This window comes from Kitasatospora sp. NPDC053308 (assembly GCF_055585785.1).
In genome coordinates, this window is record NZ_JBVJJY010000003.1 from 1 (window position 1) to 24,578 (window position 24,578).

At 74.8% G+C, this 24,578-nt stretch carries 19 protein-coding genes; 15 read left to right on the forward strand and 4 right to left on the reverse strand.

Features of this window, described 5'->3' with window-relative positions:
* Nucleotides 1-202: 202 nt before the first annotated feature.
* Nucleotides 203-970: a thioesterase II family protein gene (locus tag ACZ6Y7_RS08095; RefSeq protein WP_465757017.1), complete on the reverse strand. Its 768-nt coding sequence runs from the start codon at nt 968-970 to the stop codon at nt 203-205.
* A gap of 229 nt (nt 971-1,199) precedes the next feature.
* Here ACZ6Y7_RS08095 and ACZ6Y7_RS08100 point away from each other — a divergent pair, with 229 nt between their 5' ends.
* Together ACZ6Y7_RS08100 and ACZ6Y7_RS08105 are read left to right on the forward strand one after the other, a co-directional pair.
* Complete coding sequence (locus tag ACZ6Y7_RS08100) at nt 1,200-1,490, forward strand: hypothetical protein (RefSeq protein WP_380332122.1); 291 nt, start codon at nt 1,200-1,202, stop codon at nt 1,488-1,490.
* Between the two features lie 324 nt (nt 1,491-1,814).
* Nucleotides 1,815-2,816 carry a ParB/RepB/Spo0J family partition protein gene (locus tag ACZ6Y7_RS08105; RefSeq protein ID WP_465757018.1) on the forward strand — a complete coding sequence of 334 codons (1,002 nt, stop codon included), beginning with the start codon at nt 1,815-1,817 and terminating at the stop codon, nt 2,814-2,816.
* Between the two features lie 13 nt (nt 2,817-2,829).
* Here ACZ6Y7_RS08105 and ACZ6Y7_RS08110 read toward each other — a convergent pair whose 3' ends face one another.
* On the reverse strand, nt 2,830-3,681 hold the full coding sequence (locus tag ACZ6Y7_RS08110; protein WP_465757019.1) for an ATP-binding cassette domain-containing protein: 852 nt from the start codon (nt 3,679-3,681) through the stop codon (nt 2,830-2,832).
* Between the two features lie 626 nt (nt 3,682-4,307).
* On the opposite strand from ACZ6Y7_RS08110, the gene ACZ6Y7_RS08115 reads away from it, so the two are divergent.
* The 9 genes from ACZ6Y7_RS08115 (at nt 4,308) to ACZ6Y7_RS08155 (ending at nt 17,044) form a co-directional block, all read left to right on the forward strand.
* A complete protein-coding gene (locus tag ACZ6Y7_RS08115; protein WP_465757494.1) occupies nt 4,308-5,666 on the forward strand; it encodes a sensor histidine kinase in 1,359 nt (452 codons plus the stop codon).
* Nucleotides 5,667-5,965: 299 nt separating this feature from the next.
* The gene (locus ACZ6Y7_RS08120) at nt 5,966-7,855 is read left to right on the forward strand and encodes a fatty acyl-AMP ligase (RefSeq protein ID WP_465757020.1); all 1,890 of its coding nucleotides are present in this window, start codon (nt 5,966-5,968) and stop codon (nt 7,853-7,855) included.
* On the forward strand, nt 7,852-9,582 hold the full coding sequence (locus ACZ6Y7_RS08125) for an acyl-CoA dehydrogenase (protein WP_465757021.1): 1,731 nt from the start codon (nt 7,852-7,854) through the stop codon (nt 9,580-9,582). The genes ACZ6Y7_RS08120 and ACZ6Y7_RS08125 overlap by 4 nt, the downstream gene beginning before the upstream one ends.
* A gap of 57 nt (nt 9,583-9,639) precedes the next feature.
* On the forward strand, nt 9,640-9,927 hold the full coding sequence (locus ACZ6Y7_RS08130) for an acyl carrier protein (RefSeq protein ID WP_465757022.1): 288 nt from the start codon (nt 9,640-9,642) through the stop codon (nt 9,925-9,927).
* Nucleotides 9,927-12,983: a type I polyketide synthase gene (locus ACZ6Y7_RS08135; protein WP_465757023.1), complete on the forward strand. Its 3,057-nt coding sequence runs from the start codon at nt 9,927-9,929 to the stop codon at nt 12,981-12,983. The genes ACZ6Y7_RS08130 and ACZ6Y7_RS08135 overlap by 1 nt, the downstream gene beginning before the upstream one ends.
* A gap of 27 nt (nt 12,984-13,010) precedes the next feature.
* Nucleotides 13,011-14,042 (forward strand): 3-oxoacyl-ACP synthase III family protein, encoded by a 1,032-nt coding sequence (locus tag ACZ6Y7_RS08140; RefSeq protein ID WP_465757024.1) that lies wholly within the window; start codon nt 13,011-13,013, stop codon nt 14,040-14,042.
* Nucleotides 14,043-14,050: 8 nt separating this feature from the next.
* Nucleotides 14,051-15,952 (forward strand): HAD-IIIC family phosphatase, encoded by a 1,902-nt coding sequence (locus ACZ6Y7_RS08145; protein WP_465757025.1) that lies wholly within the window; start codon nt 14,051-14,053, stop codon nt 15,950-15,952.
* Nucleotides 15,945-16,184 carry an acyl carrier protein gene (locus tag ACZ6Y7_RS08150; protein WP_465757026.1) on the forward strand — a complete coding sequence of 80 codons (240 nt, stop codon included), beginning with the start codon at nt 15,945-15,947 and terminating at the stop codon, nt 16,182-16,184. The genes ACZ6Y7_RS08145 and ACZ6Y7_RS08150 overlap by 8 nt, the downstream gene beginning before the upstream one ends.
* Nucleotides 16,181-17,044, forward strand: coding sequence for a 4'-phosphopantetheinyl transferase family protein (locus ACZ6Y7_RS08155; protein ID WP_465757027.1), 864 nt, complete (start codon nt 16,181-16,183; stop codon nt 17,042-17,044). Before ACZ6Y7_RS08150 ends, ACZ6Y7_RS08155 begins: the two co-directional genes overlap by 4 nt.
* A 17-nt stretch (nt 17,045-17,061) precedes the next feature.
* On the opposite strand, the gene ACZ6Y7_RS08160 is transcribed toward ACZ6Y7_RS08155, so the two are convergent.
* Nucleotides 17,062-18,135: a hypothetical protein gene (locus ACZ6Y7_RS08160; protein ID WP_465757028.1), complete on the reverse strand. Its 1,074-nt coding sequence runs from the start codon at nt 18,133-18,135 to the stop codon at nt 17,062-17,064.
* Between the two features lie 189 nt (nt 18,136-18,324).
* On the opposite strand from ACZ6Y7_RS08160, the gene ACZ6Y7_RS08165 reads away from it, so the two are divergent.
* Nucleotides 18,325-18,585: a hypothetical protein gene (locus ACZ6Y7_RS08165; protein ID WP_465757029.1), complete on the forward strand. Its 261-nt coding sequence runs from the start codon at nt 18,325-18,327 to the stop codon at nt 18,583-18,585.
* Nucleotides 18,586-18,667: 82 nt separating this feature from the next.
* Here ACZ6Y7_RS08165 and ACZ6Y7_RS08170 read toward each other — a convergent pair whose 3' ends face one another.
* Nucleotides 18,668-19,375, reverse strand: coding sequence for a 4'-phosphopantetheinyl transferase family protein (locus ACZ6Y7_RS08170; RefSeq protein WP_465757030.1), 708 nt, complete (start codon nt 19,373-19,375; stop codon nt 18,668-18,670).
* Nucleotides 19,376-19,629: 254 nt separating this feature from the next.
* Here ACZ6Y7_RS08170 and ACZ6Y7_RS08175 point away from each other — a divergent pair, with 254 nt between their 5' ends.
* The 3 genes from ACZ6Y7_RS08175 to ACZ6Y7_RS08185 all read left to right on the forward strand — a co-directional run bounded on the left by ACZ6Y7_RS08175 (nt 19,630) and on the right by ACZ6Y7_RS08185 (nt 24,568).
* On the forward strand, nt 19,630-20,463 hold the full coding sequence (locus tag ACZ6Y7_RS08175; protein WP_465757031.1) for a metallophosphoesterase family protein: 834 nt from the start codon (nt 19,630-19,632) through the stop codon (nt 20,461-20,463).
* A gap of 229 nt (nt 20,464-20,692) precedes the next feature.
* Nucleotides 20,693-23,428, forward strand: a complete 2,736-nt coding sequence (locus ACZ6Y7_RS08180) for an AAA family ATPase (protein WP_465757032.1) — start codon at nt 20,693-20,695, stop codon at nt 23,426-23,428.
* A gap of 186 nt (nt 23,429-23,614) precedes the next feature.
* Nucleotides 23,615-24,568: a polyprenyl synthetase family protein gene (locus ACZ6Y7_RS08185; RefSeq protein ID WP_465757033.1), complete on the forward strand. Its 954-nt coding sequence runs from the start codon at nt 23,615-23,617 to the stop codon at nt 24,566-24,568.
* The last annotated feature ends 10 nt before the right edge of the window (nt 24,569-24,578 follow it).

Below are 24,578 nucleotides of genomic sequence, written 5' to 3' on the forward strand. Positions count from 1 at the left end.
CCCCCCCCCCCCCCCCCCCCCCCCCCCCCCCTCCCCCCCCCCCCCCCCCCCCCCCTCCCCCCCCCCCCCCCCCCCCCCCCCACTCCCCCCCCCCCCCCCGAAACCACACCACCCCCCCCCCCCCCCCCCCCCGCCCTCCCCTCCCCCCCCGGGGCCGTCGGGGGGCGGGAGGCGGCGCCGGCGCCTCCCTGGCTCGGGACCGTCAGCCGGCGGTCGGGGTGCGCTCCTGCTGGAAGTGCTCGACGAGGACCTCCATGACGTCCTTGCTACGCTCGCTGATGAAGAAGTGCCCACCGGTGAACACCCGGAGGTCGAGCGGCTCCGTCGTGTGGTCGGCCCAGGCCTTCGCCTCGTCGAGGGTGGTCTTGGGATCGCTGTCGCCGGTCAGCACGGTGATCGGGCAGTCCACGGTGACCCCGGGCGCGCAGCGGTACGCCTCGACCGCCTTGTAGTCGGCCCGGAGCGCGGGCAGCGCGGCCCGCATCATCTCGTCGTCCCCGAGCAGGGCCGAGGCGGTGCCGCTGAGCCGGCGCACCTCGGCCAGGATCGCGTCGTCACTGCGGAAGGTGTTCTCCTGCCGGAACGTCGACGGCGCGCGGCGCCCGGAGGCGAACAGCCGCACCGGGCCGTGTCCCTCGGCCTCGAGACGGCGGGTCAGCTCGAAGCCGATCACGGCGCCCATGCTGTGGCCGAGGAAGGTGAGCGGGAGTTCCGGCTGTCGCCGGAGCACCTCGTGGATGCGGTCGACGAGGACCGCGAGGTCGTCGATGGGCTGCTCCATCCGACGGTCCTGCCGGCCGGGGTACTGGATGGCGAGGACGTCCACATCGGGGCTCAGCGCCGCCGAGACCGGCAGGTAGAAGGACGCCGAACCCCCCGCGTGCGGGAGGCACACCAGTCGCGCGGACGGGTTTTCGGCAGGATGAAAGCGTCGGCACCACAGTTCATCTCCGGGCGAAGGCCGAGACATGCCACTCCAGAAGGTAGTCACACCGGATCGTCGATTCGACATCCGAACATAGCGAATGCGGCCGCCGCGTTCGTCCGCTCAACTGTGGGGACGGGACAGTTGAACGGCGACCGGTCCCGGCGGCCCGGCTGGTATCTATTGGTGGCGAGGGAACGTGGCTGCCTGTTGCGTTGTCCCGATCATCCCGGTTGCATTCCGAAATACGCGGCGACATTGAGAGGTGACGTACGTGGGGCACAAGTTCTCCCTGGTCCTCAGTCGGGAGATCACCGACGAGGAGTCGGCGGTCCTGCAGGAGGGTTTCGCCGGCGCGGTGTTCTCGACCGACGCCCTTCCCACCGACGCGGAGGTCGCGGTCACGAGGATCGACTTCGACGACGAGGTCTCGCCCTCCCTGGCCGAGGCGATCGAATCGGCCCTTGAGTCGGTGAAGACGGTTCCGGATCTCACCGTTCCCGGCCTCAGCGTCCCGGCGGTGCCGCAGGCGCCGGCCGAGGAGCCGGCCGCCGAGGTGGCGTAGCCCGGCGGCGCGACGGTCCGCCGAGGCGGCGGAGGGTGCGAACGCGGCGGAGCTCCGGCCGGGGTGACTCAGGGTCATCCGGGCCGGAGCTCCGCCGCGTCGTGGCCGTTCAACCGGTGTGCCGGCCCGGTTGAGCGCGGCCCGGAGCAGGGGGCCCTTAACTCCGGGGAGGGGACCCCTAAGTCCCCGGGCGGCGGGTTCCGGGGTGCGGATGCGGCTGTTAGCGTGTGATCCACGTCAATTCGAAAAAGCCCGCAAGGCCATTGACCAGATTTCCGCTCCACTGCTGCAAATGACTCGCCGGAGTTGTCATGGGGGTGCAGTATGGGCCTGCTAGCCCACAGCGTAATACCGCTCGGAATCGACGACCGCTGGGACGACGAGCCGGAGACCGTCTCGGTTCCGATCATGGAGATCCTGCCCGGGGACTCGCCGCGGCTGGAGGGTGAGGACAAGGTCCACGTCCTGCGGCTCGCGGCGATCGAGAGTCCGCTGCCGCCGATCCTGGTCGACCGGCGGACGATGCGGGTGATCGACGGGATCCACCGTCTGATGGCGGCCTCCCTCAAGGGGCGGAAGGCGATCGACGTCAGGTTCTTCGACGGCAGCCGCGAGGAGGCGTTCCTCAAGGCGGTCGAGGCGAACGTCGAGCACGGTCTCCCGCTGTCGCATGCCGACCGCACCGCGGCCGCGCTGCGGATCCTCAAGTCGCACCCCACCATGTCGGACCGGGCCGTCGCGAAGTCGACCGGCCTGGGTGCCAGGGCGGTCGCGGAGCTGCGCCGCTCGTCCGACGCCGTGCCCCCGTCGAACTTCCGCGTCGGGCGGGACGGCAAGGTCCGTCCGCTGAACGGCGCGACGGGGCGGCTGCGGGTGGCGGAGCTGATCCGGGAGAACCCCGAGGCCTCGCTGCGCCAGGTGGCCAGGTCGGCCGGCGTCTCGCCGGCGACGGCGCTGGACGTGCGCCGGCGGCTGGAGCGCGGTGAGGGGCCCGTCCCCTGTCAGCGGAACACCGGCGGTGCCGCGGAGACCCGGCGCGATCCCCTGCCGGCCGCGGTCCCGGCCGTCGTGGGGCCCCCGTCGACCGTCACGCTCGAGAAGCTCATGCGCGATCCGTCCCTGCGCCAGAGCGAACTCGGCCGGCGACTGCTGCGGATGTTCAAGGAGAACGTGCTGGGCGCCAAGGAGATGACGGACATCTGTGCGTCCGTGCCCTCGCACTGCATCGAACTGATCATTCAGCTTTCCCGCCAGAACTCGCAGATCTGGGAGGAGTTCGCCCAGGAGCTGAACCGGCGGGCCCGGATCGTGAATCCCGAATCCTGAACAGGGCGCGTCATCAGGTGGCGGAGCGCTTGCTGATCAGCGCGAGGAAGGCGTCCAGCGCGGCCTGGTCGACGCGCAGGTTCCCGGCCAGCACCCGGTGGTCCGCCAGCAGGGAGGTGACCTCGCCCAGCGCGTTGTCGTTGCCGGTCACCACGACGTGGTCGCCCTGCCGGTTGACGCCGCTGACGTCGGGCAGTCCCGCCAGGAGGTCGTGGTCGAACGGCGCGGAGGGGCGGAACTGGATCCGCTGCCCGCTGCGGACGCGTTCGAGCAGCCTGGCCGGCGTGTCCGTGACGGTGAGACGGCCCTTGTCCACCAGGGCGATCCGGTCGCAGAGCCGCTCGGCCTCCTCCCAGAACTCGGTGGCCAGCAGGATGGTGACGCCACTGGCGCGGACGGCTTCGATCAGCTCCCAGGTGTCCTCCCGGGACTGCCGGTCCAGCCCGGTGGTCAGCTCGTCGAACACCGCCACCTGGGGGTTGCCGACCCGCGCCAGCACGGCGGCGAGCTGCTCGTCCGTCCGGCCGGACGGACCGTCGCCCCCGGGCCCGGCGGTGAGCCCGACCGCGTCCATGAGCCGCCGCCAGTCGGCGGGGTCGCGGTAGAAGGAGCTGTAGAGCGAGAGCGCCTCCGCGACCTGTGTCCGGTCGGGTGCCCGGCCGTCCCGCAACCGGGCGTCGATCTGCCGCGTGACCCCGGACCGCGCCGGCCGGGGATCGCGGCCGAGCACGCCGATCCGGCCGCCGTCCCGGTCCCGCAGCCCCTCGACGCATTCGACGATCGTGGTCTTGCCCGCCCCGCGGGGCCCGAGGATCCCGAAGATCTCGCCCTCCTCGACGGTGAACGAGACATCGTCGACCGCCACCAGGTCACCGTACGTTTTGCGGAGGTTCCGCACGTCAATCACCACGGACATTCGTCGTCCTTTCGCATGCCTGTCTGCGTGTGCCGGTGTGGGGCCGGGGCTTGAAAACCTACGGTCCGCCGACCCTGCCCTGCCACCCCGCTATGCCCCAGGCTTAGTGGGGCCTATCCCCACCGATTTCCAGGCCATGCGTTCGATTTCGACTCTCAAATGAAAGTCGCACTGAAACGATTCTGCACACAAGTCGGCGGGCGCGGGTAGGTTATCGGACCGGAAAAGCGTTCGGAATGCGCCCCCGGGATACGGCGGCCGGGATACGGCCGCCGGGATAGGCCCGAGTACGGCTCCCGGTGTACGGCTCCCGCTGCGCGGGCCCGGAAGGCGCGCGACCGGGCGCCGCGTGCCGGCGGCGCGGTGGGCAACCCCTGACGCGGCGGCGGTCACCCCTGACCCGGGGCCGCGCCGATAGGGGTCCGGCCCCGCCCGACCCCTAACCGGGGCGCGAGTGGATCCTGCCCTCCGCCCGCGCGCCCTACTGTCGAATGACGAAGGTTCGGAGCGTGACCGCGGTAGACGGGTGTCGAGCCGACGGTACCGGACCGACCGCTGGAGGTGCCGTGAGCAGCATGCAGTCCCCAGTGGCCGAGCGGCCGACGGGTGTGCCCGCCGTGGCCCGGGCACGGGGACACGCGACGGCCCTCGGGCGGCTCACCGTGCTCGTCGCCCTGGTCCCGTTCGCGCTCGGACTGCTCGCCACGACGCTGGTCGGCTTCGGGCTCTGGTTCTGCCTCGGATTCCTCCCGCTGTTCCCGGCGGTGACCGGACTCACCAGGGCCGCCGCAGGTCTCGCCCGGCGCCTCGCCGGGAAGTGGTCCGGGGTGCCCGTGCCGTCGCCGTACCTGCCGCGCCCGGAGCCCGAGCGCACCCCGTACGGCCGGCTGCGGACCGGTCACGACCCCCACGGGCCCGGCCGGTCCGCCGGAACCACCCGCACCATCGGCTGGCTGTGGACCGACCCGGCGACCTGGCGGGACTACCTGTGGGTGCTGCTGAACCCGCTGATCGGCGGCGCGACCGCCGCCGTTCCGCCCCTCCTGTTCGGCTACGGCCTGTTCGGCCTCGCCCAGCCGGCCCTGCACACCACCCCCGGCTACGCCCTCCTCCCGCTGGACGGCACCGACGCCGCCCTCCTCGGCTTCGCCCTGGCCGTCGCCGGCCTCGGCGCGGCGGAGCGGATGCTGCGCCTGCACGGCCACTGGACGCGGGCCCTGCTCGGGCCCGCCGAGCGGGCGGGGCCCGTCCACCGGGCCAGGCAGCCCGCCGGGATCCGGCCGGCCGCCGTCGAGGCGCAGGCCCCCGAACTGCGCCGGATCGAACGCGACCTGCACGACGGCGCCCAGGCCCGGCTGGTCGCCGTGGGCCTGCGCCTCGGCGCGGTCGGGGCGCTCATCGACCGGGACCCGCAGGCCGCGAAGAAGCTGGTGACGGAGACCCAGGAGAACGTCACCCGGGCGCTCCAGGAGCTGCGCGACCTGGTCCGCGGCATCCACCCTCCGGTCCTCGCCGAGCGCGGACTGGTCGACGCGGTGCGCAACCTCGTCCTGGACGTCCCGTTGGAGGTCGAGGTGCGGGCCGATGTGCCCGGCCGAGTGCCGTCCCCGGTCGAGTCCGCCGTCTACTTCGCCGTCAGCGAGGCGCTCGCCAACGCCGCGAAGCACAGCGGCGCCCGGCACGCCACCGTCGCCTTCTCCCACACCGCCGGGCTGCTGCGCGCCGAGGTGGCCGACGACGGCCACGGCGGCGCCGACCCCCTGCTCGGCAGCGGGCTGCGGGGCATCCAGTGCCGCCTCGCGGCGTTCGACGGCACGCTCGCGCTGAGCAGCCCGCCCGGGGGGCCGACCCGGCTGACCATGGAGCTGCCGTGCGCGTTGTCCGCGCCGACGGCCGCCACCGCCGCCTGCGAGACCGGCTGCCCCCGCTGCTGACCGCCCCGGGCCCGCGACCACCGCGAGCGGTGGGCCGGCCGCAGCGGGCCGGACGCACCTGCGACGCCCGCCACGTCGACGCCCGCCCGCACCTCCCGCGCCATCGACCCCTTCAGCGCCCCCGACGGCCTGACCCGGCGCCCCCGTCGCCGCCGCGTCCCCGTCGCCGTCGGCGCCCCCAGAGCCTCCGACGCCTTCTAAAAGAGGCCCTAAGCGGGGCTTTAGAGCCCGGCGAGATCATCGGACGGTACGAAGGGCCCGGTGTGCGGGGCCCGCAGTGCCGGAGATGATCCGAGGGGATGTCATTGTCACGCTTCGTCACCTTCACCGAGCTCGTGCGGGCGCGGACCGCCGAACTCGCCGACGCGCCGGCCCACATCTTCCTTCGGGACACCCCCGGCGGGCTGGTCGCCGAGACGCTCAGCTACGGCGAGCTCGACCGGGAGGCCCGCCGGATCGCGGCCGTCCTCCAGGCGCACCGCGCCGAGGGCCGGCCCGTGCTGCTGCTCTACCCGTCGACGACCGAGTTCCTGAAGGCATTCGTCGGCTGCCTGTACGCCGGCGCGGTGGCGGTCCCCGTCCCGCTGCCCGGCTCCGAGGGCGACAGCAAGCGGCTGAACCGGACCGCGGCGGTGCTCCGCGACGTCGGCACCCGGCTGGTGCTCACCGACACCGCCAGCGCCCCCGAGGTCGCCCTCTGCCTGGCGGACTCGCACGGCGCCGACGTGGTCTGCCTGGCGACCGACACCCCGGGCCTCGGCGACCCCGAGAACTGGCTGGAGCCCGCCCCCGCCGACCCGGACGACCTCGTCTTCCTCCAGTACACCTCCGGCTCGGTCTCCGACCCGCGCGGCGTGATGGTCTCCCACCGCAACCTGCTGGCCAACCAGCGGGCCCTGCAGGAGGCGTTCGGGACCACCGCCGAGGACCGCTTCGGCGGCTGGCTGCCGCACTACCACGACATGGGTCTGATCGCGCACCTGCTGCACCCGATCTGGCTCGGCAGCTGCTCGGTGCAGATGACGCCCACCGCGTTCGTCAAACGGCCCCACCGCTGGCTCCGGGCGATCCAGGACCACGGTGTGACCGTCGGCGGCGGCCCCAACTTCTGCTACGACCTGTGCGTCCGCCGGGTGACGGACCACCAGCTCGCCGAGCTGGACCTCTCCCGGTGGCGGCTGGCGCTCAACGGTGCCGAGCCCGTCCGCCAGACCACCCTGAAGGCCTTCGCCGAACGCTTCGCCGCCGCCGGACTGCGCCCGGAGGCCGTGTACCCGTGCTACGGGCTCGCCGAGGCCACCCTGATCGTCTCCGGCGGTGTCCCCGGGACCGCGTACGCCGCGACGGCCGTCGACGCCACCGAACTGGAGCGCGACCGCTTCACCCCGGCCGACCCCGACCGGATCGAGCAGCCCTTCCGCACCCTCGTCGGCTGCGGCCGGGTGCGGGGCTTCGACCTGCGGATCGTCGACCCGGTCGCCCACCGCGAACTGCCCCCCGGGGCGGTCGGGGAGATCTGGCTGCGCGGCGACAGCGTCGCCCGGGGCTACTGGCAGCGCCACACCGAGACCGCCGAGACCTTCCGGGCCACCCTGAGCGACGGCGAGACCGGCTTCCTGCGCACCGGCGACCTCGGCGTGCTGGAGGACGGCGAGCTGTACGTCACCGGGCGGCTGAAGGAGGTCGTCATCCTCAACGGCCGCAACGTCTACCCGCAGGACGTCGAGTGGGCCGTGCGCGGCCTCCACCCGGCGTTCGGCCTCGGCGCGGCCTTCGCGGCACAGGCCGGCCGGGAGCAGCTGGTCGTGGTCCAGGAGGTCAAGGGCCTCGGCGCGGACACCGACGCCGGCGGGCTGCGCCTGCTCGCCCAGCGGATCCAGGCGCTGCTCGGTCGCGACTTCAACGTCCCGGCCGGCAACGTGCTGCTCGTCCCGCCCGGCACCGTCCGCCGCACCACCAGCGGCAAGGTGCAGCGCACCCTGATGCGGCGGCTCTTCCTGGACGGCGAGCTGCGCGGCGACTACGAGGTGCTCGACCCGGTCATGCGCGCCCTGGTGCGCGGTCGCGCGGACCTGCCGGGTGAGGACCTGCTCGGTGACGGCCTGTCGGGCGAGGACCTGCTCGGTGACGGCCTGCTCGGTGACGGCCTGCGGGGGCCCGAACCCGCCGGCGGGGGGCTGCGACGATGACCGCGCTGCTCTCGCCCGCCCCGGCCCCCGCCCGGGTCGCGGAGATCGAGACCGCGCTCGGCGACCCGACCGACGAGGGCAACCCGTACGGCTACCACCGGCTGCTCCCGGCCGACCGCGCGGCCGTCCCGTTCGCGGCCGCCGAGGAGCTGCTGGACGGGCTCGGCGTGAGCGCCGAGTACGTGCCGCGGCACCTCGGCGGGCGGCTGGACTCGATCGAGACCCTGGTCCGGGTGATGCGGCCGCTGTTCCGCCGGGACGTCGGGCTCGGCATGGGCTACGGCATGCACACCTTCATGGCGGCCTCCGACGTCTGGATCACCGGCACCCCCGCCCAGCAGGAGTGGATGGCCGGCCTCCTGCTCCGGGGCGGGCGGGCCGCGATCGCGCAGCACGAGACCGCGCACAGCAACGACTACGTGCGCAGCCAGGTCTCCGCGCGCCGCGCGGGCGACGGCTTCGTGGTCACCGGCTCCAAGCCGATGATCAACAACCTGAGCCGGGCCGAGGCGCTCGTCCTGTTCTGCCGCACCGATCCCGAGCCGGGCAGCCGCAGCCACTCGGTGCTGCTGCTCGACCCCCGGCAGCTGCCCGCCGGGCGGGCCACCGTGCTGCCCCGGCACCACGCCGTCGGACTGCGCGGCTGCCTGTGGACCGGGATCGCCTTCGACGACTGCCCGGTTCCGGAGTCCGCCCTGCTCGGGCCGGTCGGCAGCGGCGTCGGGACGGCGCTGCGCTCCTTCCAGATCAGCCGCACCGTGATCGCCTCGCTGGCCCTCGCCGCGGTGGACACCAGCCTGCGCACCGCCGTCCGGTTCGACCTGGACCGCCGCCTCGGCGGCTCGTCCGGCTCCTGGACCGACCCGGCGAGGATCGACCAGGCGCTCGTCAACGCGTTCGTGAACCTGCTGCTGTACGACTCGCTCGCGGTGGTCGCCACCCGGGCGCTGCACCTGCTGCCGGAGCAGACCAGCGTCTACTCCGCCTCGCTCAAGTACCTGCTGCCCAAGGTGCTCATCAAGACCATGTACGACCTGTCGGTCGTGCTCGGCGCCGGGATCTACACCCGGGACGGCAACCTCGGCATCTTCCAGAAGCACGTCCGCGACGTCCCGGTGCTGAGCCTGGGCCACGCCGGGACGGTGGCCTGCCAGGCGACCGTCATCCCGCAACTGCCGTGGCTGGCCCGCGGGTCGTGGTTCGCCGAGCCGGAGCCGCCGGCGGAGCTCTTCCGGCTCGGGACCGAGGTCCCGCCGCTCGACCGCACCCGGCTCAGCCTGGCCTGTGGCCGGGACGGCCTCAGCGCCGAGCTGGTGGCGGTCGCGGAGGGCGCTCCCGGGGGTTCGCCGGCCGAGCGGGCGCTGCGCAGCCTGGCCGGGCGGCTGGTCGGCGAGTTGCGGGACCTGCGGCAACGGGTGCTCGCGCTGTCCGACGCGGACCGGGCCGGGCCGCGCGGCGCGGTCAGTTTCCCCCTGGTGGACCGGTACGCGCTGCTGCTCGCGGCGGCCTCGGTCGCGGGCGTGTGGCGGCACGGCCGGGACGGGCGGGACCCGTTCCTGGCCGACCCGAGCTGGGCGGCCCTGGCGCTGCACCGGATCGCCAGACAACTCGGCACCCCGGTGGGGGAGTTGCCGGCCGAGTGCGGGACGAGGGTCCGGCACGAGCTGCAACTGCGCTTCGCCGACCGGCGCAGCTTCGACCTGTACAACACCCCCGTTCCCGGCTGACCGACGGCGCCGCGGGCCGCCGGGGCCGGGAGCCCCCCTCATGCAAGGAGTTCAGCGATGACCACTTCCACCAGCCGGGACGCCGCGCGGCCGGGCCTGGTCCCGCACGGCTGGCTGCTCGACCGGATCTCCCTCTACCTCAAGCGGCCGGCCGAGAGCATCGACCCCACCGTCCCGCTCGCCGAGTACGGCCTGGACTCGGTGTGCGCGCTCAGCCTCTGCGGCGACCTGGAGGACGAGTTCGGCCTGGAGGTCGAGCCGACCCTGATCTGGGACCACCCGACCCTGGAGGCCCTCACCGCCCACCTGGTCGAGCAGCCGGACGCGCTGCGCGGACGGTTCTGATGGCCGGACACGCCCCGGCGGACCGGCCCGACCGGCCCGACGAGCCGGACCGGCAGGCCCCGCCCGAGCGGCCGGACCGGCACCCGCAGCCCGGCCCGCCACCCGGACACGAGCGGGACATCGCCGTCGTCGGGCTGGACTGCGCCTTCCCCTCCGCCGTGGGACCGGACGCCTACTGGGACCTGCTGATGCGCGGCGGGGAGGCCGTCGGCGAGGTGCCGGAGGCCCGCTGGACCGCCGACGACCTGCCCGGCGCCGTGCGCGACGCGCACCGGACGGCGCTGCTGCGCGGCGGCTTCCTCGCCGACGCCGACTGCTTCGACAACGACTTCTTCGGGCTGGCCCCGCGCGAGGCCGCCGCCATGGACCCGCACCAGCGGCTCCTGCTGCAGTGCGCCTGGCGGGCCCTGGAGGACTCCGGCCGCTCGCCGGTCGAGCTGGCCGGTACCGACACCGGGGTGTTCGTCGGGGTGATGGGCGGCGAGTGGGGCCGGCTGCGGATGGCCGACCCCGAGCGGATCAGCCCGCAGCTCGGCGCCGGCAGCAGCGCGGGCATGGCCGCCAACCGCATCTCGTACCACCTCAACCTGACCGGGCCGAGCCTCGCGGTGGACACCGCCTGTTCCTCCTCGCTGGTCGCCGTCCACCTGGCCGGCAACGCCCTGTTGTCCGGCGAGTGCGACACCGCGCTCGCCGGAGGCGTGAACCTGCTGCTCACCCCGGCGCTCGGGCTGGTCTACAGCCAGCTCGGGCTGGCCTCGCCCGACGGCCGCTGCAAGCCGTTCAGCGCCGACGCCGACGGCATCGGCCGCAGTGACGGCGTGGGCCTGGTGGTGCTGCGCCGGCTGGCCGACGCGGTGGCCGACGGCCAGCGGATCTACGCCGTCATCAAGGGCACCGCCGTCAACCAGGACGGGCGCAGCAACGGTGTCACCGCGCCCAACCGGTGGTCGCAGCAGAAGGTGCTCCAGGCCGCCTACCGGCGGGCCGGGGTGACGCCGGAGCAGGTCTCCTTCCTGGAGGCGCACGGCACCGGCACGGCGCTGGGCGACGCGATCGAGTGCGCGGCGCTGGGCGCGGTGCACGGGGTGGCGCGCGAACGGCCCTGCGCGATCGGCTCGGTGAAGGGCAACCTCGGTCACACCGAGGGCGCCGCCGGGATCGCCGGGCTGATCAAGACGGTGCTGGCGCTGCACCACCGGATCGTCCCGGCCAGTCGCTTCGCCGACCGCGAGAACCCCCAGCTGCGGCTCGCCGAGCGCGGGCTGCGGCTGCTGAAGTCCCCGCTGCGGCTGCCGCCCGGCCCGGTGGTGGCCGGGGTCAGCAGCTTCGGCATGGGCGGCACCAACGCGCACGCCGTCCTCGCCGCCGCGCCCCGCACCGCCGGCCGCGCCGGGCCGCGGCAGAGCGGCGGGGTCGGCGTGTTCACGGTGACCGCCGACAGCCCGGAGGGGCTCGGCCGCAACCTCGCCGCCCAGGCCGAGGCGATCGCCCGGCGCCCGCGCGGCGGCGTGACCGCGCTGTGCCGGAGCAGCAACCGGGTGAAGACCGGGCTGCCGTACCGGTACGCCGTCACCGCCCGGGACACCGAGGAGCTGGCCGGCCGGTTGCGCCGGGCCGCCGAGGACGGCACCGGCGGGTACGCCCAGCGGCCGTGGGCCAAGCCGGTGGTGGCCTTCCTGTTCACCGGCCAGGGCAGTCAGTTCCCGGCCATGACGGCCGGGCTACACCGGGAGTCCGCCGTCTACCGGCGCCACCTGGCGGAGGCGGACGCGGCGCTGGCTCCGCACGTCGGAGGCTCGATCCGGGACCTCGTGCTGCGCGGCGACGAGGCCGTCCGGGAGACCGGCCCCGCACAGCCGGCGCTGTTCGCGGTCGGCTACGCGCTGGCCGCCACCCTCGTCGAGCTGGGCGTGCGGCCGGCGGCCGTGATCGGCCACAGTGTCGGCGAGTTCGCGGCGGCGGTGCTCGCCGGTGTGCTCGAACTCGGCCGGGCCGCCGAACTGGTCGCCACCCGCGCCTCCCTGATGCAGCAACTGCCGGCCGGCGGCGGCATGCTGGCGGTCCGGGCCGCGCCCGCCGACCTGGCCGGGCTGCTCGCCGAACAGCCGGAGCTGACGGTCGCGGCGGTCAACGGCCCCGCCGACGCGGTGCTCTCCGGCCCGGTCGCCGAACTGGACCGCGCCGAGCGGACGCTGGCCGGGCACGGCGTCCGCACCTCCCGGATGGAGGTCTCGCACGCGTTCCACTCCCCGCGGATGGCCCCCGCCGCCGCGGCCTTCCGGGCTGCGGCCGCGGCCGTCCGCCCGGGCGTGCCCCGGCTTCCGATCGCCTCCACCCGGTACGGCGGGCTGCTCGGCGACCGCCCGATGGACGCCGACTACTGGGCGGGCCAGCTGGCCGATCCGGTGCTGTTCGACGACGCGCTCGGCGCGCTGCTCGACGACGTGGCGCCCACCCACCTGGTGGAGATCGGGCCGCGTCCGCACCTGCTCCCGCTCGCGGGCCGCTCCGGCCGGGCGGTCGGCGTGGAGTTCCTGCACCCGTCGCCGGGCCCCGAGGCCACCGGTCGGGACCTGGCCGAGGTGGTGGCCGCGCTCTACCGGGCCGGGCTCGACCCGCGGTGGAGCGCGCTCTACCCGCCCGACCCGCCGGCCCCGGAGCGGCTGCGGCCGTACGTCTTCGCCACCGGGAACCGCTACTGGGGCTGCGCCCCGGCCCACCGCCCGGAGCCGGTGCGTCCGGAGCCGGTGCGCCCGGCCGCGGCGCGGACGGCGCCCGCGCCGGTCTCCCCGGCGGCGGACCCGGTGGTCGCGGTCGTGATCGAGGCCGTCCTGGAGGTCGGCGGCTACGCGCCGGAACTGGTCGTCCCCGCGGCCCGGTTCTACGAGGACCTGGGCTTCGACTCCGTGATGATCATGCAGCTCAAGGACGCCGTCGAGGCCCGGCTGCCGCAGGCCGGCGAGGTCTCGATCCACCAACTACTGCCCGCCCTCGTGTCGATCGCCTCGCTCGCGGAGCTCTACGGCGAGCTGGTCACCGCCAAGGCGGCGTAGCCCGGACGAGGGGAGAAGGAGCGCACCATGACCCGAATCGACGACGCCGCGACGGCCCACCTCGCCGCGGTCGGCACCGCCCTGCCCGGCGAGCCGGTGGACAACGCCACCCTGGGCCGGCTACTCGGCGTGAGCGAGGAGTGGATCGACATCTTCGTCGGCACCAGGGCCAGACACTTCGCCTGGGACCTGGAGACCGGTGAGGTCCGGCGGACCCTCGTCGACCTGTGCGCCGAGGCCGGGGCCCGGGCACTGGAGTCGGCCGGGCTGGAGCCCGCCGACATCGAGTTCGTGGTGCTCTCCACCGCCACCCCCGACACCCTGCTGCCGACCAGCGCGACCCAGGTCGCCGACCGGCTCGGCCTCGACCACCTGCCGGTCTTCCAGCTCCAGGCCGGCTGCTCCGGCGCCGTGCAGGCCCTCGACCTCGGCCGGAGCCTGCTGGCGGGCGGCGCCGGCGCCGGCCTCGTCCTCGGCGGCGACCTGACCGCGCGCCACCTGGACGTCCGGCGCGACCCGGCCCGGATGCCCACCGAGGAGCTGGTCAACTACGTGCTGTTCGGCGACGGCGCGGGCGCCGCGGTGCTGACCGCCGAGCCCCTCGGCGAGCGGGTCGCGGTCCGCGGGGTGCTCAACAGCTTCGCCGGACTGGGCCGTCCGGCCGGGCAGACGGTCGACTGGTACGGCGTCAGCGACCGGCACTCGGAGCGGCCGATGCTCGCCGAGGACTACAAGGCCATCGAGGAGCGCGTCCCGGTGATGGCCGTGGAGATCTTCTGGGAGCTGCTCGACCGGGTCGGCTGGAGCACCTCGGACGTCGACCACCTGCTGCCGCCGCAGCTCTCCGAGCGGATGACCGCGCGCATCGTCGAGCACCTGGCGGTCCCCTCCGCCCACGAGGTCAGCTGCGTCAGCGACACCGGCAACACCGGCAACGCCCTGCCGTTCCTGCAGCTCGAACGACTGCTGCCGCAGCTCGGAGCCGGGCAGCGCGCGGTCGGGGTGACGGTCGAGTCCAGCAAGTGGATCAAGACCGGTTTCGCGCTGGAGAAGGTCTGAGGCACCCCATGACCCCACCACTCGACCGGCTCCGCGCCCTGCGGGCCGACGGCGGACTGGCCGGCGCGTACCACGAGGTGCCCGGCCTGCTCGCCGGCCTGCTCGACGACGCCGACCCGGCCCGCCGCACCGCCGACCTGTACCGGGCCGGCCGGCTGCTCGCGGGCGTCGGCCCGGAGGCCGTCCTGCGCCACCACCCGGACACCCCCGTCCTCACCGTCGCGATCACCGGCCAGTCCACGGTCGCCGAGCTCGTCGACCCTCTGACCGCCGAACTCGCCCGGCACGGAATGCTGCTGCGGCCGGTCCTCGGCGACTTCGGCGGCTACCTGCGCGACCTGACCGACCCGGCCGGACCGGTCCACCCCGCCGCACCGGACCTCGCCCTGTGCCTGCTCGACGCCGAGACGGTCTTCGCCGAGGTCCCCACCCCGTGGCAGCCCGAGGACGTCGCCGCCGCGGCCGACCGGGTGCTCGGCCGGCTCGCCGGGCTGGTCGCCGAGTACCAGCGGATCTCGGCCGGCACGCTGGTGCTCAACACCGTGCCCCTGCTGCGCACCCACTCCCACCAGCTGGTCGACCACCGCTCCCGGGCCCGGCTCGGCGCCGTCTGGCGCGAGTTCAACGCCGGGCTGCTGCGGCTGGCCGAGGAGCACCCGTCGCCGGTCGTGATCGACCTGGACCCGCTCGTCGCGGACGGCCCGCCGGCGCACGATCCCAGGCTCGCCGCCTACGCCAAGGCGCGGCTGTCCGCGCCGCTGCTCGCCGCCTACGCCCGGGAGATCGGCCACCTGGCCCGCGCCCTGCGGGGGCGGACCCGCAAGTGCCTGGTGCTGGACCTCGACCACACCCTGTGGGACGGCGTGCTGGCGGAGGACGGCCCCGACGGTGTCGCGGCCGCCGGCACCCTGCGCGGGGAGGCCTTCGGCGCCTTCCAGCGCCACGTCCGCCAGCTCGCCTCCCAGGGTGTGCTGCTCGCGGTGAGCAGCAAGAACGACCGGGCGCAGGTGCTGCGGACGCTCCGCGAGCACCCCGATCTGGTGCTCCGCGAGCCGGACTTCGTCCGGGTGAACGCCGACTGGTCGGACAAGGCGGCCCATCTGCTCGACATCGCCGACCGGCTCGGCCTCGCCCCGGACGCCCTGGTCTTCGCCGACGACTCACCGGCCGAGCGGGCCCGGGTGCGGCACGGCGCGCCGGGCGTCGCGGTGCTGCCGCTCGACGACGAGCCGGCGCTGCACCCGGTGCGGCTGCTCGCGGACGGCTGGTTCGACGTGCCCCGGCTCACCGAGGAGGACCGCGACCGCACCGCCCAGTACCGGACGGAGGGGGAGCGCCGCCGGCTGCGCGAGGGCAGCGGCTCGCTCGCGGAGTTCCTGGCCGAGCTGGGCGTCACCGTGGAGATCGCCCCGCCGCGCCCGCACGAGTACCCGCGGCTGGCCCAACTCACCCAGCGCACCAACCAGTTCAATCTCACCGGGCTGCGGCTCCAGCCCGCCGAGCCGGCCCTGCTCGCGGCCGACCCCGAGCGGCTGCTGCTGGCCGTCCGGTCGGCCGACCGGTTCGGCCCCAACGGGCTGGTCGGCGCGCTGCTCGGCCGCCGCACCGAGGACCGGCTGCTGCTGGAGAACGTCTGGCTCAGCTGCCGGGTGCTCACCCGGGGCATCGAGCAGGCCTGCCTCGCCGCCCTGCTGGCCCACGCCGCCGCCACCGGGCTGCGGGCCGTGGACGCCCGGTACCGGCCGACCGCCAGGAACCTACGGGCGCGGGACTTCTACCCCGCGCTCGGCTTCACCGAGATCGCCCGCGAAGGGGACCAGGTGTACTACCGCCACGATCTGACGGAGCGTCCGGAAGCCCCCGGTCACATCCGCCTCGACCTGCGAGTGGAGGGGGCGGCCCATGCGTGAACCCGACGGCCTGGAGGCGTTCCTGCGCCTGGTCCGCGAGGAACTGGACCTCGCGGTCGGCGACGGGGACGCCGGCCGCGATCTCGCCGACCTGCCGGGCTGGGACTCGATGAACCTGCTGCGGCTGGTCACCCTGCTGGAGGCGGAGACCGGCCGCCGGCTCCCCGTCCACGCCGTCCTGGAGGCGCGCAGCCTCGCGGAGATCCACTCAGTTCTGGAGCGACAGGCATGACCGATCCCGGAGACTCCACGCTCGGACCGTCCGTCGGCCGGCCCATGCGGGTGGTCGCGCGCGGCGAGGTCTGGGAGGCGGTGCGCGCCGACCTGGCCGCGTACGGCACCGCCGTGGTCCACGCCGACCTCGCCGACCTGGAACCCGATCTGCCGACCGGCGACGAGCTGCGCGCGCTGCTCGGCCGGGACTGGTCGCGCTACCTGGACCTCGCCCACCCCGAGGTGCGGCACCGCTACGCGGCGTCCAGGGTGCTGCTGAAGCTCGCGGCGGGTGCGGTCCTGAACGGCGACCCGAACGCCCTGGAGCTGGCGTACGGGCCGACCGGACGGCCGTACCTGCGCGGCTGCGACCAGGTGGACATCAGCCTCAGCCACACCGGCGACCTGCTGCTGGTGGGCATCACCACCCGCGGCCTGATCGGGGTGGACGCGGAGCGCGCCGACCGCCCGATGTACCAGCGCGGCCTGGGCCGCCACGTGTGCACCCCGTACGAGTTGGTGACGCTGGCCGCCCAGCCCGAGGAGGAGCGCAACCCGGCCCTGGTGCGGCTGTGGACGCTCAAGGAGGCGTACAGCAAGGCGATCGGGCAGGGCATGCAGTTCAGCTTCACCGAGTTCGGCTTCGGTCCGGACGGCCGGCCGGTCCGGGTGCAGCGCCCCGACGGCAGCACCGGCACCGGTGACGAGTGGGGCTTCCACACCTTCGTGCTGGACAGCGGGTACTGCGTCAGCGTGGCGGTGTACGACGCGGGCTTCGGCACCATCGGAGACATGGACATGACGACGATGCTCGACCAGGACTGCGTGGACGCGATCGAGGAGGCGTTGCGGAACGGGGGCGGTGGGGGGCGGGCGTGACGCGGCCCGACGCCCCGTCAGGTAGGGGGTTCCGGCTGCGGCGGCTGCTGCTCGGCCGCCGTAGCCGGAGCCCCCTTGCCGAGCAGGCCCGCCATCGCCACGTTGTACCCGGCCTGGAAGCGGCTGGTGGCCTCCAACTCCTCGGTGATCTCGGATATGTGGCGCCGGCAGGTGCGCACCGACATGCCGAGGCGGCGCGCCACCATCTCGTCCTTGTAGCCCCGGGCCATCAGCCGGATGATCGACTGCTTGAGGTCGTCGGTGGTCGGCGTGGCCTTCGGGGTGTCGTAGACGAACGGGGTCGCGCTGTCCCACAGGTGCCCGAACACCGCGCACAGGAAGGCCACCAGGGTCGGCTCGCGGACGATGGCGGCGCCCGTCGACTCCTCGGCGTCCTCGGTGCGCACCGGCAGGAACGCCGTCTCGCGGTCGTAGATCAGCAGCCGGTCGATCACCTGGTCCGCGGTGCGGATCTCGGCGCCCAGCGCGGTGACGTCGCGGACGTACGCCTTGGTCGCGAGGTCGCTGCGGGCGGTGTGCTGGTAGATGGTCTGGATCCGCACCCCGCGCTCCAGCATGCCCTCGGCGGACTTCCGCGCGGCCGGCAGCAGGGTGGAGGGGCGGGCGCCGCCCGGCTGGACCGTGAGCACCTCCTTGCGGCAGGTCTGCCCGAGGTGGTCGAGCATGTTCTGGATCGCGTCGACGTCGGTCACCACGTCGAAGGCCTCGAACCGGTTGCGCAGCCGACGGCCCTCGAAGTACAGGGGGGTGAGTGACAGCAACTTGCCCCGCACATCGGTGACCGCTTGCATCAGGTCGCGGATCTGGTGCTCCGCCGGGCCGACCAGATCGGCGGCGGCCACGTCCGGACTCACGGGGACCAGGACGTTCGGATCGCCGGGCCTGGGCTGCAGCAGGTGCATCCGCCGCAGCACCTGCTCGATGCGGTTGACCTCGGCTTCTTCCAGTTTCAACACCGCGGCGATGGCGTGCCGGTCGAACCGCCCTAACTCGACCGCGTGCCCGTAGGCGCTCGCACTCAGATCGTCGAGTTCGGCGAAGCCGGTCTGGAACTGTGGGTGTCCGAACACTCAGAGGCCCCCGTCGGAGTGCGAAGTTGCTGCCATGCAACTTTACGCCATCGAGATCCGCTCGGACCTGGCGCTCCGTGCGCGGCAGAGTAGGGCCCGAGGCAAGGCGTCACAGGCCACGGGGCCCGTCGCCTGCCGGACTTATCGACCAGTTCCGACTGCCTGGGGGGCAAGATGAAGGACTCGACCATGCGGCTCCGGGGTGCCGCCATGAGCGCGCTGCTGGCCGTGGGCGTCGCCGCTCTGATCGGCCTCGGCCACACCTCGGCGTCCGGCGTCGGCGTGACCACCATCGCCGACGACCGGTGGGGCATCACCACGCCGATACAGCCCATCGTCCACGGCGATTACCTCGGCCTCGACAAGGACCTGCGCGTCGCGGGCGCCGGTGAGGGCCTGGGCGGCTTCACGGTCACCATCGCGCGGCAGGACGACGACCGCTGGGGCTGATCCCCGCGGGACACCGTCGGACGGGCCGCCCGGCCGGGAGCGCGAGAAACGACCAGCGCCCCCGGCCGGATCCGCGTCAGCGCTACCGGACGCCCGACGGCAGGTGGCGGTCGGCGTCCGCCGGGCTGCCGGGCTGACGGGCCGGCAGGGCGATCGCGGTGAGCAGCACGCCGCCGGCCGTTCCGAACCGACCGTCGAACCAGGTCGGTGCGCCGGTGGCGCGGACCTCGCGGTCCAGCAGGAGCTGCGCCCGGAATGTCCGCTGCTCGGGATCCACCGTCACGATGGCGTCCTCGAAGCCGAGTTCACGGCCCATCAGCGGGAACCACGTCTTGTAGACGGACTCCTTGATGCTGAACAGCAGCCGGTCCCAGGCCACGTCCGCGGCCGACCAGCGCAGCCGCTCGATCCAGGCGCGCTCCTCCGGGTGGGAGATCGAGTCCAGGACCCTGTCCGGCAGCGGGGCGTTCGGCTCGGCGTCGATGCCGATCGCGGAGACCTCCGAGCGCGGGGCCAGCACCGCCGCCCGGTAGCCCGTGCAGTGCGTCATGCTGCCCACCAGCTGCCCCGGCCACTGCGGCGCGCCCCGGCGGCCCGGCAGGATCGGCACCACGGGCAGGCCCAGCCGGCCGAGCGCCTGGCGCGCGCACCAGCGGACCGTCGTGAACTCGCGCTGCCTGCCCACCACCGCGTTGCGGACCTGGTGGGCCTCCTCGGGGAAGAGCGCGACGTCCCGGTCGACGGTCGACTCGACGGCAACGGCCGCGGCGGGCAACAGCGTGCTGATCACGATATCCTCCGAGCACCTCGACGTGGGTCCCTCCACCCTCGGCCGGTCCTCCCGCCACCGCCAGCGCCCACCGGCCCGCCCGTCCGCGCGGCCCCCGCCGCCGCCCCCGGCCTCCCAGCCGACTGCTACCCCGAGCCCGGCCCGCCGACGCCCAGCCGGTGCCCTGCCACCCGCCCGGGCGCGCTTGCCATGCGGTTGCCATAAGGGGTCGGCAGGGGTGTCGGCCGGCGGCCCGCGGCCCGTAGCCTCGCCCCATGCCGCACGGACAGCTCATGGGGATCAGCGACCTGCACGTGGCGCACCGGGAGAACCGGGAGTTCGTCGAGGCGCTCCACCCCGACAGCGCCGCGGACTGGCTGATCGTCGCCGGCGACGTGGGCGAGCTCTTCCCCGACATCGAGTGGGCGCTCTCCGTGCTCAGCGCCCGCTACGCCCGCGTCATCTGGGCACCCGGCAACCACGACCTGTGGACCACCCCCGGCGATCCCGTCCAACTGCGCGGCGAAGCCCGCTACCGGCACCTCGTGGACCTGTGCCGCTCCCTCGGCGTCCTCACTCCCGAGGACCCCTACCCGGTCTGGTGCGGTCCCCGCGGACCCCTGGTGGTCGCCCCGCTCTTCGTGCTGTACGACCACACCTTCCGCACCCCCACCGCGGCGACCAAGGCCCAGGCCCTCGCCCAGGCGCACGAGGCCGGCATCGTCTGCACCGACGAGTACCTGCTGCACCCCGACCCGCACCCCTCCCGGGACGCCTGGTGCCGCGCCCGCGTCGCCGAGAGCGAGCGCCGGCTGGCCGACTGCGACCCGGAGCTGCGCACCGTCCTGGTCAACCACTACCCCCTGGTCCGGGAGCCCACCAGGATCCTGCGCCACCCCGAGTTCGCCCAGTGGTGCGGCACCGAGCGCACCGCCGACTGGCACCTCAGGTTCCGCGCCGCCGCCGCCGTCTACGGCCACCTGCACGTCCCCCGCACCAGCTGGCACGACGGCGTCCGGTTCGAGGAGGTGTCGGTCGGCTACCCGCGCGAGTGGCGGGCCCGCACCGGCCCCCGCGACGTACCCCGCCCGATCTTCCGCGCCCGGTAGGGCCGGTCCGGGCAGGGGCGCGGCCGCGCGGCGGCGTCGAGGGAAGTTGTTGCCGTGCAACTTCCGGTCGGCATGCGGCCCGCCGCCCGCGCGGTGCGTGCTGCTTAGACTCGAAACCGCCGGCGGATCGATGTCCGGGTGGCAAGTCTCTACCGCGCCCGCGACCTTCCGGTGATCGCCGTGGGCGGGCGCGCCGACCGCGAGGCGGACGAAGCCGGGGGGCCCACAAGTGCTGATCGACCGTGAACGAGAACTGGCCGTACTCGAATCCGCCCTCGCGGACTGCCTGCGGGGGAACCCCAGGACCGTCCTGATCGAGGGCGCCGTCGGCTGCGGGAAGAGCGAACTCGTCGAGACGGTCGCCGAACGCGCCGCCGCCTCCGGCGCCGTGGTGCTGCGCGCCATCGGCACCGCCGTCGAACACGACCTCCCGCTCGGCGTGCTCGGCCAGTTGCTGGCCGCCGCCCCGGCCGGGACCCTGCCGGACCCGGCGACCGCCCCGGACCCGTCCCGGATCGACGTCATGCAGTCCCTGTGCGCCGCCGTGCACCAGCTCGCCGAGACCGCGCCGGTGGTCATCTGCGTCGACGACCTGCACCACGTCGACGACCTGTCCTGCCGGTACCTGCTCCACCTGGTCCGCCGCACCCGCGCCGCCCGCGTCCTGCTGGTGTGCACCGAGTCCGTCCACGAGCGCGGCGACGAGCCCGCCTACGGCACCGAACTGCTGCGCCAGCGCAGCTTCGTCCGGATCCGGGCCGAGCGGCTGCGCCCCGAGGCGGCCGGCCGGCTGGCGGCCGCCGAACTGGCCGCCGGACCGGCCGCCGCCCCGGCCGACGGCAGGACCCCGCCCGCCGCCGACGCCGCCGGCGGCAACCCGCTGCTGCTGCGCGCCCTGATCGAGGAGCACCGGGCCTCCGGCCGGGCCCCCGAACTCGGCGGCGCCTTCACCCAGGCCGTCCTCGCCTGCCTGCACCGTTGCGGCCCGGCCGCGCGCCGCCTCGCCGAGGTGCTCGCGGTCCTCGACGAACTCGCCTCGCGCGAACTCGCCGTCCGCCTGCTCGGCAGCACCGACGGCACCGTCGTCCGGGGCAGCGCCGCCCTCGACGCCGCGGGCATCCTCGACGGCTACCGCTTCCGCCACGCCGTCGCCCGCCAGGCGGTGCTCGACCGCATGGACCCCGACGACCGGACCGCCCTGCACCGCCGCGCCGCCGAACTCGCCCACCGGGACGGCGCCCCGACCACCGCCGTGGCCGCCCAGCTGCTCGCCGTCGGCCCCACCGACCTGCCGTGGGCGGTGACGGTGCTCTCCACCGCCGCCGAGCAGCTGCTCGCCGACGGCGCCACCGACCTGGCCGTCGCCTGCCTCGAACTCGCCTGCCGCGGCCGGGCCGACGACGGACAGCGCGCCCAGCTCCGTACCAAGCTCGCCGCCATCACCTGGCGGACCAACCCCAGCGCCGCCGAGCGCGACCTCGCCGGACCGCTGGAGACCCTACGGGCCGGGAAGCTCGGCCCGGCCCCGCTCGGCCCGCTCGCCCGGCTGCTCACCGAACAGGGCCGGATCGACGAGGCCGGCCAGGCCCTGGACCAGCTGGCCGCCGGCCGCGACGCCGAACGCGCCGGCCGGCCCGCCCGGCTCGGCCGCGGCGCCGGCCCGCTGGACGGCCTCTCCGCCTTCCCCTGGTGGGCCGGCCCGGCCCAGCCGGGTGCGGCCGCCCGGCCCGGCGAACCGCTGCCGGCCCGGATCCCGGCACCCGCCGCCCTGTGGGCGGCCCCCGAGTACGCGGCGGACGGCGCGGCCGGCGCCGCGGCCGAGGCCTTCCTGCGCGGTGCCACCCTCGGCGACGGCACCGCCGCCGCGATCGTGCAGGCCCTCCGGGCCCTGCTGGCCACCGACGGGCCCTCCCGCGTACTGCCCTGGTGCCAGGTGTTCGTGGAGGAGGCCGTCCGCCGCCGCGCCCCCGGCTGGCAGACCGCCTTCACCGCCCTGCACGCCGAGGCCCTGCTCCGGCAGGGCGACCTGACCGGAGCGCGGCAGCAGGCCGAGGCCGCTCTGGACCTGCTGCCGGAGCGCGGCGGCAGCGCCTTCGCCGGAGGCGTGGCCGCCACCCTCATCCGCGCCGCCACCGCGGCCGGCCACCACGACACCGCCGCCCGCGAACTCGGCCGCCCCCTGCCCGAGGGCCTCGCCGGCAGCATCCACGGCCTCGCCTACCTGCGGGCCCGCGGCGAGTACCACCTCGCCACCCACCGCTTCCACGCCGCACTCGGCGACTTCCTCGACATCGGCCGCAGCCTCAAGCGCTGGGGCCTGGACCGGCCGCTGCTGATGCCCTGGCGCACCGGTGCGGCCGAGGCGCTGATCCGCCTCGGCGAGGCCCCGCAGGCCACCCGCTTCATCGCCGACCAGCTCGCCCACCGGGACGCCGCCCACCCGTGGATCGCCGGACTCACCCTGCGCGTGCGGGCCTCCCTGTGCGAGCCCCAGGAGCGGCACGCCCTGCTCGCCCGCGCGGTGGACGAGCTGCACGACTCCGAGGACCGCCACGAACTCGCCCGGACGCTGGCCGACTTCGCCCGGGTGCTGAAGGAGCTCGGCGACGGCAACCGGGCCGACATGGTCAACCGGAGGGCCTGGCAGCTCGCCAAGGAATGCGGCGCCGACGCCCTCCGCGAGCAGCTCGCCCCCGGCCCCGGCCAGGCCGGCGGAGCGTCCGAGGACACCCGCCCCGGCGGCGTCGACCTCGCCGAACTCCAGGCCCGGCTCAGCGACTCGGAGAAGCGGGTGGCGATGCTCGCGGTGCACGGCCACACCAACCGCGAGATCGCGATGAAGCTCTACATCACCGTCAGCACCGTCGAGCAGCACCTCACCCGGGTCTACCGCAAGCTCAACATCACCCGCCGTCAGGAGCTGCCCGCGCAGCTCCACCTGCACAGCTCGAACGGCCGGGTGTAACGGTTCGGCGACCCGCATGACAGGAGTCTGGCAATGCGGTGAACGCACCGCGCCGCGGATGATAGGAATCAGTCGGTCACGGTGCGTCGGCCGGGGGGATTCCCGGACCCGCGCCCGCCGCCGTTGCCGAACCAGCCGTCCGCCGGAGAGGCTCGGTGCGATGCCGCGCCTACCCACGGAGACGCCATGACGACGCAGCCCATGCCGCCGGACGCGGCCCTGCCCGAGGTGCTGCGCACCGACATGCTGGCCCGGGTCGAGGAGCGGACGCGCGGCCTGCTGCACGCCGAACGGGCCCGGTGCCGGGCCGTGGACCCCCGGGCCGCGGGCATGGCGGAGGCCCTGGCCGACCTGGTCACCGCCGACGGCGAGCGGATCCGGCCCACCGTCCTGCTCACCGGCTACCTCGCGGCGGGCGGCGACCCGGCGGGCGGGCCCGCCGTCGACGCGGCCGTGGCCCTCGAACTCCTCGACACCAGCTACCTGATCCGCCGTGACGTCCGGGACAACGCCCTGCTGCGGCACGGCGCCCCCACCCTGCACGTCCTGCACGCCGCCGAGCACGAACGCAACGGCTGGGGCGGCGACGCCCGGGGCTTCGGCGTCGGCATGGCCTCCCTCGTCGGCGACCTGGCGACGGCCCTCGCCGACCGGCTCGCCGCCGACCTGCCGGACGCCGCCCGGCAGGTCTGGCACGACCTGCGGATCGGCCGGCTGGGCGGCAGCTACGCCGACTCCGCGCTCTCCAGCCGCTACCTGGCCGACCCGTGGCCGGCCGGCTGCCTCGTCGGCTGCGCCCGCGGCTGCGCCAGCGGCTGGTACGCGCTCCAGCACCCGCTGCTGATCGGCGCGGCCCTGGCGGGCCGCGGCGACCTGGCGGTGGTCTACCAGGACTACGCCCGCCTGCTGCACGCCGCCTGGCGGGTGCGCGGCTTCCTCAGCGGCGGCGGGGACCGCGACTGGTACGGCGACCTGCTGCGGGAGGTGCTGCTGGGCGCCGAGGACCGCGACCGCGCCGAGCGCACCATCGCCCACCTGCTCGGCCGCGTCCGCCGGATGGTCGCGGCCGCCCCGTTCTCCCCGCTCTGGCGCACCGAACTCACCACCCTGGCCACGGGCCTGGCCGCCGGCCGCGGGTAGCCGCCTCCGG

What these genes read in the sequence shown, in the direction of transcription:
- ACZ6Y7_RS08145 (WP_465757025.1), top strand. Translation starts at nt 14,051, where the DNA reads ATGACCCCACCACTCGACCGGCTCCGCGCCCTGCGGGCCGACGGCGGA.
- ACZ6Y7_RS08120 (WP_465757020.1), top strand. Translation starts at nt 5,966, where the DNA reads ATGTCATTGTCACGCTTCGTCACCTTCACCGAGCTCGTGCGGGCGCGG.
- ACZ6Y7_RS08140 (WP_465757024.1), top strand. Translation starts at nt 13,011, where the DNA reads ATGACCCGAATCGACGACGCCGCGACGGCCCACCTCGCCGCGGTCGGC.
- ACZ6Y7_RS08185 (WP_465757033.1), top strand. Translation starts at nt 23,615, where the DNA reads ATGACGACGCAGCCCATGCCGCCGGACGCGGCCCTGCCCGAGGTGCTG.
- ACZ6Y7_RS08130 (WP_465757022.1), top strand. Translation starts at nt 9,640, where the DNA reads ATGACCACTTCCACCAGCCGGGACGCCGCGCGGCCGGGCCTGGTCCCG.
- ACZ6Y7_RS08165 (WP_465757029.1), top strand. Translation starts at nt 18,325, where the DNA reads ATGCGGCTCCGGGGTGCCGCCATGAGCGCGCTGCTGGCCGTGGGCGTC.
- ACZ6Y7_RS08125 (WP_465757021.1), top strand. Translation starts at nt 7,852, where the DNA reads ATGACCGCGCTGCTCTCGCCCGCCCCGGCCCCCGCCCGGGTCGCGGAG.
- ACZ6Y7_RS08175 (WP_465757031.1), top strand. Translation starts at nt 19,630, where the DNA reads ATGCCGCACGGACAGCTCATGGGGATCAGCGACCTGCACGTGGCGCAC.
- ACZ6Y7_RS08155 (WP_465757027.1), top strand. Translation starts at nt 16,181, where the DNA reads ATGACCGATCCCGGAGACTCCACGCTCGGACCGTCCGTCGGCCGGCCC.
- ACZ6Y7_RS08135 (WP_465757023.1), top strand. Translation starts at nt 9,927, where the DNA reads ATGGCCGGACACGCCCCGGCGGACCGGCCCGACCGGCCCGACGAGCCG.
- ACZ6Y7_RS08115 (WP_465757494.1), top strand. Translation starts at nt 4,308, where the DNA reads ATGCAGTCCCCAGTGGCCGAGCGGCCGACGGGTGTGCCCGCCGTGGCC.
- ACZ6Y7_RS08105 (WP_465757018.1), top strand. Translation starts at nt 1,815, where the DNA reads ATGGGCCTGCTAGCCCACAGCGTAATACCGCTCGGAATCGACGACCGC.
- ACZ6Y7_RS08150 (WP_465757026.1), top strand. Translation starts at nt 15,945, where the DNA reads ATGCGTGAACCCGACGGCCTGGAGGCGTTCCTGCGCCTGGTCCGCGAG.
- ACZ6Y7_RS08095 (WP_465757017.1), bottom strand. Translation starts at nt 970, where the DNA reads ATGTCTCGGCCTTCGCCCGGAGATGAACTGTGGTGCCGACGCTTTCAT.